The organism is Kitasatospora sp. MAA4 (assembly GCF_029893355.1).
Taxonomy (GTDB): Bacteria; Actinomycetota; Actinomycetes; order Streptomycetales; family Streptomycetaceae; genus Kitasatospora.
The window spans coordinates 472,547-485,468 of record NZ_JARZAI010000002.1; the positions used below are offsets into that span (position 1 = coordinate 472,547).

General features: G+C 69.4%; 11 protein-coding genes and 1 pseudogene. 8 read left to right on the forward strand and 4 right to left on the reverse strand.

Translation table 11 applies throughout. From position 1 onward, the window contains the following. Window positions 1-137 precede the first annotated feature (137 nt). The gene (locus P3T37_RS04450) at window positions 138-1,751 is read left to right on the forward strand and encodes a hypothetical protein (protein ID WP_280722075.1); all 1,614 of its coding nucleotides are present in this window, start codon (window positions 138-140) and stop codon (window positions 1,749-1,751) included. 287 nt (window positions 1,752-2,038) lie between these two features. Next, the gene (locus P3T37_RS04455) at window positions 2,039-2,899 is read left to right on the forward strand and encodes a tetratricopeptide repeat protein (RefSeq protein ID WP_280722076.1); all 861 of its coding nucleotides are present in this window, start codon (window positions 2,039-2,041) and stop codon (window positions 2,897-2,899) included. 180 nt (window positions 2,900-3,079) lie between these two features. Here P3T37_RS04455 and P3T37_RS04460 read toward each other — a convergent pair whose 3' ends face one another. Then, window positions 3,080-4,735 (reverse strand): beta-1,3-glucanase family protein, encoded by a 1,656-nt coding sequence (locus P3T37_RS04460; RefSeq protein WP_280722077.1) that lies wholly within the window; start codon window positions 4,733-4,735, stop codon window positions 3,080-3,082. A 428-nt stretch (window positions 4,736-5,163) separates the two neighbouring features. Between P3T37_RS04460 and P3T37_RS04465 the strand changes: the two genes are divergently transcribed. Next, window positions 5,164-7,209: a coagulation factor 5/8 type domain-containing protein gene (locus P3T37_RS04465; RefSeq protein WP_280722078.1), complete on the forward strand. Its 2,046-nt coding sequence runs from the start codon at window positions 5,164-5,166 to the stop codon at window positions 7,207-7,209. Between the two features lie 98 nt (window positions 7,210-7,307). Here P3T37_RS04465 and P3T37_RS04470 read toward each other — a convergent pair whose 3' ends face one another. Beyond that, window positions 7,308-7,994 carry an alpha/beta hydrolase gene (locus P3T37_RS04470; RefSeq protein ID WP_280722079.1) on the reverse strand — a complete coding sequence of 229 codons (687 nt, stop codon included), beginning with the start codon at window positions 7,992-7,994 and terminating at the stop codon, window positions 7,308-7,310. A 210-nt stretch (window positions 7,995-8,204) separates the two neighbouring features. Here P3T37_RS04470 and P3T37_RS04475 point away from each other — a divergent pair, with 210 nt between their 5' ends. Together P3T37_RS04475 and P3T37_RS04480 are read left to right on the forward strand one after the other, a co-directional pair. Then, window positions 8,205-8,705: an Imm50 family immunity protein gene (locus tag P3T37_RS04475; protein ID WP_280722080.1), complete on the forward strand. Its 501-nt coding sequence runs from the start codon at window positions 8,205-8,207 to the stop codon at window positions 8,703-8,705. Beyond that, window positions 8,692-9,105: a hypothetical protein gene (locus tag P3T37_RS04480; protein WP_280722081.1), complete on the forward strand. Its 414-nt coding sequence runs from the start codon at window positions 8,692-8,694 to the stop codon at window positions 9,103-9,105. Before P3T37_RS04475 ends, P3T37_RS04480 begins: the two co-directional genes overlap by 14 nt. A 97-nt stretch (window positions 9,106-9,202) precedes the next feature. Here the strand turns inward: P3T37_RS04480 and P3T37_RS04485 are convergent, their stop codons facing one another. Beyond that, a complete protein-coding gene (locus P3T37_RS04485; protein WP_280722082.1) occupies window positions 9,203-10,129 on the reverse strand; it encodes an alpha/beta hydrolase in 927 nt (308 codons plus the stop codon). Window positions 10,130-10,235: 106 nt separating this feature from the next. Between P3T37_RS04485 and P3T37_RS04490 the strand changes: the two are divergent. Next, a pseudogene (locus P3T37_RS04490) lies at window positions 10,236-10,583 on the forward strand (hypothetical protein); the annotation flags it as partial. Next, the gene (locus tag P3T37_RS04495) at window positions 10,580-11,227 is read left to right on the forward strand and encodes an HD domain-containing protein (RefSeq protein ID WP_280722083.1); all 648 of its coding nucleotides are present in this window, start codon (window positions 10,580-10,582) and stop codon (window positions 11,225-11,227) included. The pseudogene P3T37_RS04490 and the gene P3T37_RS04495, both read left to right, overlap by 4 nt. 141 nt (window positions 11,228-11,368) lie before the next feature. Here P3T37_RS04495 and P3T37_RS04500 read toward each other — a convergent pair whose 3' ends face one another. Beyond that, window positions 11,369-11,506 (reverse strand): hypothetical protein, encoded by a 138-nt coding sequence (locus P3T37_RS04500; protein WP_280722084.1) that lies wholly within the window; start codon window positions 11,504-11,506, stop codon window positions 11,369-11,371. 289 nt (window positions 11,507-11,795) lie between these two features. On the opposite strand from P3T37_RS04500, the gene P3T37_RS04505 reads away from it, so the two are divergent. Further along, window positions 11,796-12,917: an RICIN domain-containing protein gene (locus tag P3T37_RS04505; protein ID WP_280722085.1), complete on the forward strand. Its 1,122-nt coding sequence runs from the start codon at window positions 11,796-11,798 to the stop codon at window positions 12,915-12,917. Window positions 12,918-12,922 lie beyond the last annotated feature (5 nt).

The following is a 12,922-nucleotide window of genomic DNA, read 5'->3' on the forward strand; positions in this document are numbered from 1 at the left end:
CGGTCCCGCCGACACGGCCACCGGCGCCCAGGCCCCTCGATCCGCCCGGGGACGCGGTGGCCTGCGGTCCTGATCGTCCAACCCCTTACATCAAGGGCAGTACGGCCGGCTGGAGAGTCGCCTGCTAGCGTCCCGCCATGACAGGCCATCACCGTGTTCTCCAGTTGCTCCGGGAGCGTCCCGATCTCGCGGGGCTCGCGGCGTACCCGTTCAACTTCGACATCGCCCGGGACGAGCACGTCGAGGCCGTCCGGCTGGCCTCGGGTGCGGGGCTGGTGGCGGTGGCGGGGGACGACACCGGCGGGACGTTCTTCGTCTGCGCGGGCGGGGAGGTGCTGTACGCCGGTTCCGAGGGTGAGGCCGGACTGGTAGCCGACAGCGTGGACGAGGCCCTGGAAGTGCTGATCGGCCTGCCGGGCTGGCACGACTACACCGGCCTCGACCCCCACGCCGACGACGCCACGCTCGCGGCAACGGCGACAGACACCGAGGATGACCTGCACGAGTACTACGGCCCGGACCTCGACGCCGACCGCAGCGCCCTGCTCGCCGCGCTGGGACTGCGCGAGCTCCCGCAACCGCAGCTGATCCGCCGCCTGCACCAGGCCCTGCTGCGCACCGAGCCCGACTTCCTGCTCCTCAACGCGCAGGAGGGCTGCGCCTACACGCTCCTGGACCGGCTGCCCCGCCCACCGCTGTGGCAGACCGTCCTTGAGCCCGGGCGGACGGACCTGGCCCTGCTGCGCACCGATCGCACCCGCTGGTCCGAGGTGGCGGGCGGTGCGGCGCCGCGGGCGACGGCCCTGCGCGCGGCCCAGTACGACCGGCGCGCGACGGATCTGCCGTTCCTGCGCGTTCTGCTCCAGCATGAGGCCCACGAGCACGGCGCCACGGAGGAGCTGCGGCTGGCCGCCGTGCTCGTGGGCCTGCACGGCCAGGAGCAGGACCACCAGCTCCTGCGGACGCTCCGCGAGGCAAACGTCGACACGCACTACCTGCTCGGAGGATTCCCGGACACCACAGCGGAGTTGACCAGCTGGGCGGCCGAGTTCGACGAGTCCAATCACGGCATGGACCCGGGAGACGAGCCTGAGCTCACCTGGGCAGAGCTGGCCCGCCGCCAGGGGCGCACCGAGCTGGCCCGCACCGCGCTGCTGCGTCTGCTCGACGACGCCGGACCACGTGACGCGGCGCTGCTCGCAGGCCTTGCCGGTGAGCTCGCAAGACTCGGGGACTTCACGCAGGCAGCTCGCGCCCGGCACCTGCACGCGTCCCTCCAGGACGACCCCGCGCATCGCGGTGCGGCGCTGGTCGATCTCGCCTCGCTGCAGCGCAGAGCCGGCGACATCGAGGCAGCCTGGCGCTCCCTCCAGCGGGCCGTCGCCGCACTCGACGGCCCGCCCCCGCCCCCGCCCACGGACCAACTGGCACTCGACCTCAACCTTCCGGAACCGCAGCGCCCTACTCTCACTTGGCGCGCGCTGGGTCTCGGCCTGAGGGTCACCGAGGAGCACTTCCGCATCGCCCACGAAGCCGCGACGATCTGCCTGCCCGCCGTCGCCCGGGCAGCGCTCGCGGCCGGGGCCGCGTTGCTGCCGGAGCTGCCCCGCCCGACAGCGGCTCTGCACCGGTTGGCCCGGGAGACGAGGGCGATGCTGGGCGGCGCACCGTCGCCCGTTCCCGATCAGCTCGGTAGTGCGGGCGGGCTGATGACTCCTTCGGCTGAGCCAGGTGCGGGGCGCCCGGAGTGATGTGCGGTCGGCTCTGATCCGCGACCCGGCAGGCCCGCCGGAGTGGGTCGACCGCTACTGGTGAGGCTGCGTTCTGGAACCGGTCCGGGTTCGGGCTTCGACTCCGTACCGCAACCACCGTCCGGATCGCCTCTGGTCGGCGCAGCTCCTGGCGGGGTCCGGGTCAGGACATCCGGGTGCGGCCCTGCGGCCGCCCCCGGTGTGGTGCTCGGGTGGGCCCGTGGAAGACTTCGGCGGCGGAAGCCCAGGTGGCAGGCCTGGGCGCGGTTGAACCGGGAGTGGCGTCGGTGCGCAAGGGTGAGGCGAAGGCCCTGTTGGAGCAGGCTCGGGCGGCGTGGGAGGCGGAGCAGTGGCAGCTCTCCGCGGACCGCTACGAGGAGGTGCTGCGGCACTACCCCGACGAGGAGCCGAGCGGTGTCTGGTGGTTCGACGCCGCGTTGGCGCACAAGTTCCTCCGCAACTGGGACAAGGCGTTCGAGCTCGGCAAGGAGGCCGCGGCCCGGGCGCCGCGCGGGGAGGGCGATCCCGCGTACTGGAACCTGGGCATCGCCGCGACGGTGCTGCGTGACTGGCCGGTGGCCCGTGACGCCTGGTCAGGCTTCGGCATCACGCTGCCCGAAGGCGAGGGAGAGATCGTCGGCCGCTTCGGGATGGCCTGCGTGCGGCTGGAGACCGCCGGTGAGTACGAGGTGGTCTGGGCGCAGCGGTTGTGCCCGACGCGGGCACGGGTTGTCAGTGTCCCGGTGACGTCGGGACGCCGGTTCGGTGAGATCGTGCTGCACGACGGGGCGCCGACCGGCGAGCGCATCGTCGACGGCCGAAGCCACAGTGTCTTCGACGAGATCATGCTGTTCGAGCTCTCCGACCTGCCGACGCACACCGTCAGCCTGAACGCCCCGGCGCCGGACGACCTGGAGGCGCTGGTCGAGATGTTCGCCGAGCGGGGCTACGGTGCGGAACCGGCGAGCAGCGTCAACCTGCTGTGCAAGTGCTGCAGTGAGGGCAGCCACGAGCAGGAGCGCAGCGTGCACGGCGGCACTCAGCAGGTCTCGCTCGCAGCGCCGATGGACGAGGTCAGGAGCCTCCTCGGCACCTGGGCCGGCGGCGGTCCCGGGCGAGCCTGGCGGGATCTGGAACTCGTCGGCTGAACATGCCTGACGGCAAGGAGTTGGGGGCCGAGGGCATACGCGCGGGTCGGAACGCTCGAAGGGCTGCTGCGGCCACCGTGCGGCTCTCCGTCCCTGCCGTCCCCATCAGCAGGTCGCCGGGCGGCGAGAGCTCGGGACCGCCGCAGCCCGGCTCGGCGGGTGCTCCGGAGCTCGGTGTCGTCAGTTGGCCGCGAACGTGAACCAGTTGACGTTCACGTAGTCGGCGGGCTGGCCGCTGGTGAAGGTGAGGTAGACGGTGTGGACGCCGGTGACGCGGGCGATCGTGGCCGGGACGGTGGTCCAGCTCTGCCAGCCACCCGTGTTCGCGAGGGCGAAGCTGCCGACGGGCGGGGCGGTGGGGCTGTCGAGCCGGACTTCGACGAGGCCGCTGACGTTGGCGGCCGCACCGGAGGCCACGCGGGCCTTGAACTGGGTGGCGCCGGTGGCGCCGAAGTCGATGCCGGCGTAGCCGAGCCAGTCGCCGGTGGAGATCCAACCGACGTCCTGGCCGCCACCGACGTCGCTGCATGCCTCGGTCCGGGTGCCCGACTGGGAGGTGTAGGCCGTTGCCTGGATCGTGCGGTAGGCGCTGCTGCCGCCCGGGGGTGGCGGGTTGCCGGGGTCCTGGGCCGCCGCCCCGACGGTGATGGTGAACAGGGTGGGGGTGGAGGACTGGACCTTGCCCTCGAAGTCGACGCCGGCTGGGTGGACGTCGTCGTAGGGGAATGCGTAGCCGAGGTGGTCGGACGTCGTCGCGTGCAGGATGCGCGCGTAGTGGTTGCTCCGAGTCTCGGTGTAGAAGGCGGCAGGGTTCTCGCCGTCGGGCTGGTTCGGATCGGTCAGCAGCGTCGTGCGGTTGAAAGCCGCGGCGAGACGTGCGCTGAGGTTTCCCATCTCGTCGTTGCCCGTGGTGAAGGGCGCGCTGCTGCAGTTGAAGACGGCTGCGGTGGACGGCTTGGTGAAGCTTCCCATGCCGGGGAACGTCAGCACCCCGTTGCTCACACGGCCGCTGACGGTGCCCCAGGTGTACTGGGTGTCGATCACCAGGTCCGTGCTCTGGTACTTCTGCCACACGTCGTCGATGTAGGAGTCGAGGTACCCGGCGAAGAGCGAACTGTTCGACCCGATGGCGAGGTTGGGACTGAGAACGCGCAGGTTCTTCCCCGCGGAGTCCTGGACGATCAGATGTGCCCAGTCGCTGCCGTCCGCCGCAGCCTGTGTGCGCAGGGCGGAGCAGACGGAGTCGAGTCCGCCGGCCGGCAGTCCCTGGACCGTCTGGGTTCCCTGGGAGGTCTGCAGGTTGAAGGAGATGGGCACGGAGACGAAGTCGACGAAGCTGATGTTGGCGTAGAGCTGGCTCTGGTCGTAGGTGAACTCGCAGAAGCTGTAAGCCGTGTTGATGTTCGGATCGCTGGGGTTGCTCACCGACGGCATGGCGATACCGGGCCCGGGGTTGACCAGGAACACGAGTTTGCTTCCGATGGAGAAGTAGATCCGGCCGCTCGCCAGCCGGGGAAGCGAGATCGTGCGGGGCGCTGCTCCGGCGGGTGGCAGGGCGATCGCGCAGTCGACGCCGAGCGGGGCTCCGGGGGCGGAGGGGGAGGGCGGGTGGTAGAGCGTCCGGCCGTCCGCCTGAAGGAAGGCCCAGGTGTTGCCCTGAGCGATGTCCAGCCCCAGCACATAGGCGTAGACGGTGTCCGAGGACGCGTTGTTGGACAGGTCCACGGCCAGCGTGGCCGGTGTGGCGGCCCTGGCACGTCGCTCCTGAGCGGTGAGCACGATCGGGGCGGCCAGGGCGGCGATCGAGGCGCCGATCAGTGTTCTACGGGCGATCACGGAGCACTCCCGGGGAGAAGCGGTTCAGGTCCAGATGGTCTGCCACTCTGGCCAGTTGGCGTGGTTGAGTCAAGAGGTGTGGCATTAAGGCTCGCCAAAGCCACCCTTTCGTTGATCCCTTGAACGCTGCGTCCAGCCTCATTCAGAAGGTGAACGTTGCGCTACCTCTTGACGGTGGTCCAGACCACCAAGAGACTCCCCTTCGAACGCGCTCGCCCCCGATCGGCTGTTGGACGACGTCCCTTGTGAACTGATTCGAAGGCAGCTACCCCACGGCGGCCGAGAGTCACGCTCCGAGGTGATGCCAGCAGTTCCACAGGCCCGATCTGGCGTTCACTTCGCGAACACAGACGAGAGGACCTCACCGCATGCATCGCACTGCCCTTCCGAGCCGCAGGCCGTCGCACCCTGGGTGGAGTCAACGCACCGTGGCGCTGCTCGCTGGTCTCGCCCTGGCGCTCGCCGGACTGGTCGGCCTCACGTCCACGTCCGGGACCGCGGCCGCCGCGTCCAGCGACTACACCCAGAGCGCCACCCCGCTCAACGCCTCGCAGGCACAGATCACGTTCACGCCGACGACGCCGGCCCTCTACGTCGACATCCACTACCTGATCAACGGCGCGGGCCAGCAGAACTTCCGGATGGCGAACGGCGCCGGTAACTGGACCCAGACCATCAGCTCGCTCACCACCGGCACGCTGGTCGAGTACTGGTTCACCTACGAGAAGAACGGCCCGCAGTACGACACCCCGCACTTCACCTACACGCAGGGCGGAGGCGGCGGTCCGGGGTGCCCGACCCAGTCCGACACCCCGGACTTCGGGCCGAACGTGCACGTCTTCGACCCCAGCATGTCCAGCGCCACCGTCCAGTCCCAGCTCGACGCCCAGTTCGCCCAGATGAAGGACACCAACACCGCGCAGTTCTCCGAGAACCGGGTGGCCGACCTGTTCAAGCCCGGCGTGTACAGCGTGGAGGACAACGTCGGCTTCTACACCTCGGTCGCGGGCCTGGGGCAGAACCCGGACGACGTGACCATCAACGGCCACGTCACGGTCGACGCGTTCAACGCCTCGGACGCAGGCAACGCGACGCAGAACTTCTGGCGATCGGCGGAGAACCTGGCCATCAACCCGGCCGGTGGCGACCGCTGGGCGGTGGCGCAGGCGGCGCCGTTCCGGCGCATCGACGTTCACGGTGACCTGCAGCTCTACCCCGCCAGCTACGGCTGGGCGAGCGGCGGTTACCTCGCCGACACCAGGGTGACGGGTCAGGCGTCCTCCGCCTCGCAGCAGCAGTGGTACACCCGGGACAGCAACCTGGGCAGCTGGAACGGCGGCGTGTGGAACATGGTCTTCTCCGGCACCAGCGGCGCACCGGCGAACACCTTCCCGAACCCACCGGAGACCACTCTGGGCACCACCCCCGTCTCGCGTGACGTGCCCTACCTGTACGTCGACGGCACCGGCAAGTACCGGGTGTTCCTGCCCTCGCTGCGCACCAACGCCTCCGGCCCCAGCTGGGCGGGCGGCAGCACTCCGGGCAGTTCGCTGGCGATGAACCAGTTCTACGTCGTCAAGGCCGGCGACACCGCCTCGACCATCAACGCGGCGCTCGCCCAGGGGTGCAACCTGTTCGTCACCCCGGGCGTCTACCACCTCGACCGGACGCTCAACGTCACCAAGGCCGACACGGTAGTCCTGGGCATCGGCTACCCGACGTTCGTGCCGGACAACGGAGTCAACGCGATGCAGGTGGCCGACGTCGACGGCGTCCGGCTCAAGGGCCTGCTGTTCGATGCCGGTACCACCAACTCGGCCGCGCTGCTGACCGTTGGGGCCTCCGGATCCGGCGCGAGCCATGCGGCCGACCCGACGACGATCCAGGACGTGTTCTTCCGGATCGGTGGCGAGATCGCGGGCAGGGCGACCGCGAGCCTGGTCGTCAACAGCAACGACGCGATCATCGACGACATCTGGGCCTGGCGTGCCGACCACGGCAACGCGGGCACGGTCGGCTGGGGTGTCAACACGGCTGACAACGGCCTGATCGTCAACGGCGACAACGTCGAGGCAACGGGCCTGTTCGTCGAGCACTACCAGAAGTACGACGTCACCTGGAACGGCCAGAACGGCAAGACGATCTTCTTCCAGAACGAGATGCCCTACGACGTGCCGAACCAGGCCGCCTGGATGAGCCCGACCGGGGTCAACGGCTACGCCGCCTACAAGGTGGGCGACAACGTCACCTCGCACGAGGCGTGGGGCCTGGGCAGCTACTGCTACTTCAACGTCAACCCGTCGGTGAACAGCTACCACGCATTCGAGGTACCGGCCACCCAGGGTGTGAAGCTCCACGACACGTTCACCGTCTCCCTCGGCGGCAAGGGCACGATCACCCATGTCATCAACGACACGGGAGCGATCACGCCCACGGGCAGCACCGTGCCCAGCAACGTGGTCTCCTTCCCCTGACCCAGCACCTGACGCGCCGGCCGGTCCGCGGTCCCCGGACCGGCCGGCACGCCGCGGCGCGGTTCGCGCACACCCGGCAGGGCGATCAGGACACGCCCTTATGCCTCGAGGGTCTTCGCGGCGTCGCGGATGACGTCGAGGACGAAGTCGGGGTGCGAGAGCATGGGCACGTGGCTGCTGTCGACGGCGTAGGTCTTCGCGCCGATGCGCTCGGCAGCGGCCCGTTCCAGGTCCGGGTTCACGGTGCGGTCGTTGTTCGCGACGATGTACCAACTCGGCTTCGTACGCCAGGCGGTGCCGGGAACCTGCTGGTTGAACAGGTCCGGGACGGGCACGGCGCTGGTCGCGAGGACGAGCTTCTGCTCGGCTGCCGGCAGGTCGCCGCAGAAGTCGCCGATGCCCGACTCGAGCAGCCAGATGCGGCCGTCGGCGACGTCGATGTGCCCGAAGACGGGCATGCGGGCGAACTTGTCCTGCTGATCCTGCGAGGTCTCGTCCTCGTCGGGGGCGAGCGCGGCGATGTAGACCAGAGCACCCACGCGGTCGTGGATGCCGGCCTTGGTGATCAGGGTCCCGCCGTAGGAGTGACCGACGAGCACGACGGGGCCGGGCACGTGGTTGATGGCGCGGGTGACGCACGCGACGTCGCCTTCGAGTGAGTCGAGGCCGTGCTGCGAGCTGAGGACCTCGTGCCCTTCGGCCTGGAGCGTGGGGATGAGCTTGCTGAAACAGGAGCCGTCGGCCCAGAGTCCGTGGGCGAAGACGATGCTGGCCTTGCTGGTCATGTTTCCCCTTTTCGTGGGCACCAGGACATGGCAATGGAAACTACACTGGGTTCCCACGCTATTACTCTTGGTGGTGATTCGCATTCGGGGGGCGAGCGGGCTGGGGAGCCGCGGAATCCGGGGAGGCGAGGACTGGGTACCCTCGACCAAGACCCCTCGATGACCCGCGAAACGGCGTCCTCCCGCCCCCAGCAGAAGCGCACTACGACGATGACCCCACACTGGGCTGACCTGCTGCGCAACCCGGAGCGGATCTCCGCGCTCTACCAGGACCTGTCGGATGTTCAGCCGCTGGTGCTGCGCTCGGTCAATCTCGACCGGCGCGGCCCGACGCTCACCCAGCGGGTCAGCACCAGCGGACGTCCCGACCACCCGCCGGCGCAGTGGGTGGCGTCCCACTGCGACACGGTCGAGTTCCACCTCCAGTTCCTCGACATCGCGGACTTCTCGATGGCCGGCCACCGCCTCCCCGCGACCGTCACGCTGGACATCCGCGAGCTGGAGCGCAGCCGGGTCGAGCTGGCGGTGCGCGGCGAGTCCGTCCGCCTGGGGTTCTCCTGCCACCGATCCGTCACGATCGGCCGCCTGAGCGCCTGGAACTCCCGGAGCTCGGACCGCGAGCCGACCCGGCACTACCTCAGCCCGCTCGACCGAAGGCTCCACACCGCACCGCCGGAGACCTGGAAGAAGAACTACTATGACCGCGCCTGACTGGACCGAACTCGTCGCCGGCACGGCTGACCTCGTCCAGCTCTTCCACGGGCCCGTGCCGCTCGCGGAGTTCGACCTGCTCGGCCTGCTCGTGGACGAGCGCGCCGACAGCGGGATCACCGTGGGCTTCGCCACCACCGAGGTCCCGGGAGCGGCGGCTTCCCCGCTGTTCGAGGGCGGGGTGAACGCGCTGGAGTTCTTCCTCGTGTTCTCCCACGTCGAGGAGTTGGACATCCACGGCTGGGACCACACCGGCCTGCACACCTACGACATCCGCCAGGCCGGCTCCGGACCCCTCAGCGTCCGGCTGACAGGTGACCACTCCACCGTCGCCTTCACGGCGGGCAGCTGCCGGATCGAGGGAATCCGCACCTACCGCGCCGCGGTGGACGGCATGTGAGCTCACACGAGTGCGTGGTCGCTCCAGCGCTCCGGGTGGGAGGGTGCGCGCTCGACGTGGGCATTGGTGCATCGGTCCGCGAGGCCCTGGCTGGCCATCAGGTAGAGGCGAGGCCGGTCTTGAGTGCGGCGAGGGAGTCGTCCAGCGCCCTCGCCGCGGCGGGCACGTGCGGGGCGAGGGTGCAGAAGGCGTGGACCAGGTCCTCGTGGTTGCGGTGCTCGACCGGGACGCCGGCTGCGCGCAGCAGTTGGGCGTAGCGGATGCCTTCGTCGCGGATGGCGTCGCCTTGGACGGTGGCGATGTAGGCGGGTGGCAGGCCGGTGTGGCTCTGGGCGTAGGCGGGTGCGGCGCCGGAGATCTTGGGGTCGCGGTCGCCCAGGTACCAGCCGACGCTCAGTTCGACGGCGCGGCGGGGCAGGACGGGCGCGTTGGCGTTCTCCGTCTCGGAGGGCAGGGTGGGGTCGATGTGTGTGCAGGGGTACCACATCAGCTGGAAGCGCAGCGGTGGCCCGCCGGCGTCGCGGGCGCGCAGGGCGACCATGGCGGCCAGGTTCCCGCCGGCCGAGTCGCCGGCCACGGCGATGCGGTCGGGGTCCGCTCCGAGTTCGCGGGCGTGGGCGGCGGTCCAGCGCAGCACGGTGAACGCATCCTCCAGCGCGGCCGGGTACGGGTCCTCGGGGGCGAGCCGGTAGTCGACGGAGACCACGACCGCGTCGGCTCGGTGGGCGATGGTGCGGGCGACGTTGTCGTGGGTGTCGAGGTTGCCCATGAAGAATCCGCCGCCGTGGTAGTACACGACTACCGGCAGGCCGGCCGCATCGGCCTGGGGCCAGTAGATGCGCACGCCCACCCCGTCGACGCGGCGGTCCTCGACACGCGGCAGCTCGACGACGCGCGGCTGTGCGATGGCGTTCGCGATGTTGGCGCGGCGCAGTTCCTCCAGCGGAACTGTGTCGAAGTCGGTGGTCGGCATGCCGTCGAGCAGTTTCTGCAGAGTCGGGTCCAGTGGCACGGCGTCGCTCACTCCTGTCACGGTCGATGGCAGCGTCCGGCGCCCCACGGTGAACGGAGCTCTCGCCGGGGCCCGGGCCGCACGCCGATCACTCTAGAACGCAAAAGGGGCAAAACCGCACGAGGGCGCGGTGGTCGCCTCGGGCACCCCGGATGAGGTGCTCACCCCCGAGCTGCTGGAGAAGGTGTCCGGGGTACGGGCTGCGGTGCTGGAGCACCAGCCCGCTGGCCGGCGCGAGAGAGCGGGCTCGGCACACAGCCGCGCGGCGAGGTCCGGCCGGCGGTTTGACTCCGGCAAGCAGCACAGCTCGCCTCGCTCGTGCGCGCACCTCCACCCGCCGTGCCAACAGCGGGATCGTGCCTGTGGGCTATATGGACCGACAGCCATGGCGCAGCGATCTGGTGGTTCGGAGACTGGAGGTGTTGCCGGAGGCGCCGGCAGAGCGAAGGACAAGGGGTTGCAGTGACTGGCGATTTCTCCGCACCGGCTGGGGTGCGCGTGCCGGACTCGAGGCTCGCCCGCGAGGCGACCGAGCTCGTCCGGGACAGCGCGAGTGACCTGGTCTACGACCACTCGCGCCGGGTGTTCTTCTTCGGCAGCCTCCAGGGGCGCAACCGGGACCTCAGCTTCGACCCCGAACTGCTCTACGTCGCGGCGCTGTTCCACGACCTCGGCCTGGGAGAAGCCTTCCGCGCCGGCGGGCGGCGCTTCGAGGTCGACAGCGCCGACGAGGCCCGCCGGTTCCTGCAGGCCCGGCAGGTGCCGGAGGACAGCATCCGACGGGTGTGGACGGCCATCGCGCTGCACACCACCCCCGGCATCCCCGAGTTCATGGAGCCGGAGGTGGCCCTGGTGACCGCCGGCGTCGAGTACGACGTGCTCGGCATCGGCTACCACGACGTCGACGAGGCGGACCGCGCCGCGGTTGTCGCCCTGCACCCGCGCCCCGACTTCAAGCAGCGCATCCTGGGTGCCTTCACCGACGGCATGCGACCCCGGCCGGAGACCACGCTCGGCACGGTCAACGCCGACGTGCTCGCGCACTACGTGCCCGGCTTCGAGCGCTGGGACTTCGTCCGCACGATCCTGGACTCTCCCTGGGCCGAGTGACCACCCGCAAGGAGCTGGGCGGGTTCAACTGCGGACGAGCAAGCCGCGAGGTGCGGGTGAGTTCCGGTTCGGCCTGGGTGTCGTGCCGGCGGATGCAGGCGCCGGTGGCGGCGTTCTGCTGCACAGCTCCCAGCCTCAGCGTCAGTTGTCGGGGAAGGCGAGTACCACGCACCCGTCCTTGCCCGGTGCGCCGGAACTGCCGATGTTGGGCGGGGTGCCGTTGGCGCTGCCGGGGGCAGGAGGGGGAGGGGCGTCGGCGCTGAACAGATCGAGGATCATGGCCGAGCTCTGTTGCAGGGGATGGACAGTGGGCCGCGGATTCAGGTACCGGCACGGGTGGTTGTACGCCGGTGCTCCGCCGTGACTCGGGCGGATGCTGATCCCGTCCTCAACCGGACGGAGATCAGGCGGTCGGGTCGGTATCCGGCGCTTCCCGGCGGTGCGTCGCCCGAGCTGTCCTGATCTGTCTGAACCACCTTCATGTGCCCTGCGGTGTGCGTCGTTTCGGCCGCACCGCGAGCGTGCTCCCGGCGGCGAGAACGGGAGCCCCGAGAAGAAGGGAACTACCATGACGCTGAGCCCGAGCCGGGCCGCGCCGTCGGCCCGCCTGATCGTCACTGTCCTGGCGGCCTGTCTCATCGCCCTGGGGATCACCGTGTCCCCGCTCACCACGACGTCGGCCCAGGCGGCCGGCCCCCTCCAGAACCTGTTCTTTCAGGCCGACACGAACCGCAACCTCGATCTTGGGGGCGGTTCGTCCAACGACGGGACTGCCGTCGAAACCTACGCGGCGCAAACCGGTCATGCCCAGTCCTGGCGCCTGAACGTCAACCCGGCGGACTCCACGTTCACGATCGTGAACAACTCGACCGGCAAGTGCATCGACAAGGGTTCGTCGCCCAACTGGTACCTCACCGAGTGGAGTTGCAGGGGGCAGAGCAGCCAGAGATGGTACGTCCAGCCTGTACAGGGGGATTGGAAGGACTTCATGTTCCGTCAGGTTGACACCGGACAGTGCATGGACCTCTTCAACGGCAACGACTGGGACACTGCTTGGGTCGGACAGTACAGCTGCAACGGAACCCCCAACCAGGACTGGTCTCCGGTCATTCCTGGAGGACAGATCACCTGGGTGGATACCACCGCTTATGCCGCCCTGAGGAACCTGGCCGTCGACTACGCCGCCAACAAGTGTCAGCAGGACACCTCCACCTGCTACTGGGTGGAGTCCAGCGAGTCCCCCGCGGCTCCCCTGCCGAGCAAGTGCGTCTCAGCTGTCTGGTACAATTCTCAGCCCAATCCGTTCCCCTACGCCTTCTCGGTGCAGGACATGACGGGCTGGTCGAACACTGCCGGCACCGAGCTGAGCACATCGTTGGAGACCGGGAAAGTAGCGGAGCTGGTCGCGAAGGTATCGGTCACCCTCAAGGCGTCCTACAGCCACACCTGGAGCGGCTCGAGTACCGTCAGCAACTCGGTCACCATTCCGGCTCAACCCGGCATGTACAACTACGTGGCGCTGTCGCTGCTGGCGACCAAGGTGACGGGCACCTGGACCTTCGATGTCGGCGGGTACTCGTGGACGGCCGACGACACCATCACCGTTCCGCTCGCGAACAACCCGAGCGGTGGCCCCGGCACCACCGTCTACCAACCGGTCAGCACCCCGACCTGGCCTACCTGCAACTGAGTCGA

What these genes read in the sequence shown, in the direction of transcription:
- P3T37_RS04450 (WP_280722075.1), top strand. Translation starts at nt 138, where the DNA reads ATGACAGGCCATCACCGTGTTCTCCAGTTGCTCCGGGAGCGTCCCGAT.
- P3T37_RS04470 (WP_280722079.1), bottom strand. Translation starts at nt 7,994, where the DNA reads ATGACCAGCAAGGCCAGCATCGTCTTCGCCCACGGACTCTGGGCCGAC.
- P3T37_RS04475 (WP_280722080.1), top strand. Translation starts at nt 8,205, where the DNA reads ATGACCCCACACTGGGCTGACCTGCTGCGCAACCCGGAGCGGATCTCC.
- P3T37_RS04480 (WP_280722081.1), top strand. Translation starts at nt 8,692, where the DNA reads ATGACCGCGCCTGACTGGACCGAACTCGTCGCCGGCACGGCTGACCTC.
- P3T37_RS04500 (WP_280722084.1), bottom strand. Translation starts at nt 11,506, where the DNA reads ATGATCCTCGATCTGTTCAGCGCCGACGCCCCTCCCCCTCCTGCCCCC.
- P3T37_RS04505 (WP_280722085.1), top strand. Translation starts at nt 11,796, where the DNA reads ATGACGCTGAGCCCGAGCCGGGCCGCGCCGTCGGCCCGCCTGATCGTC.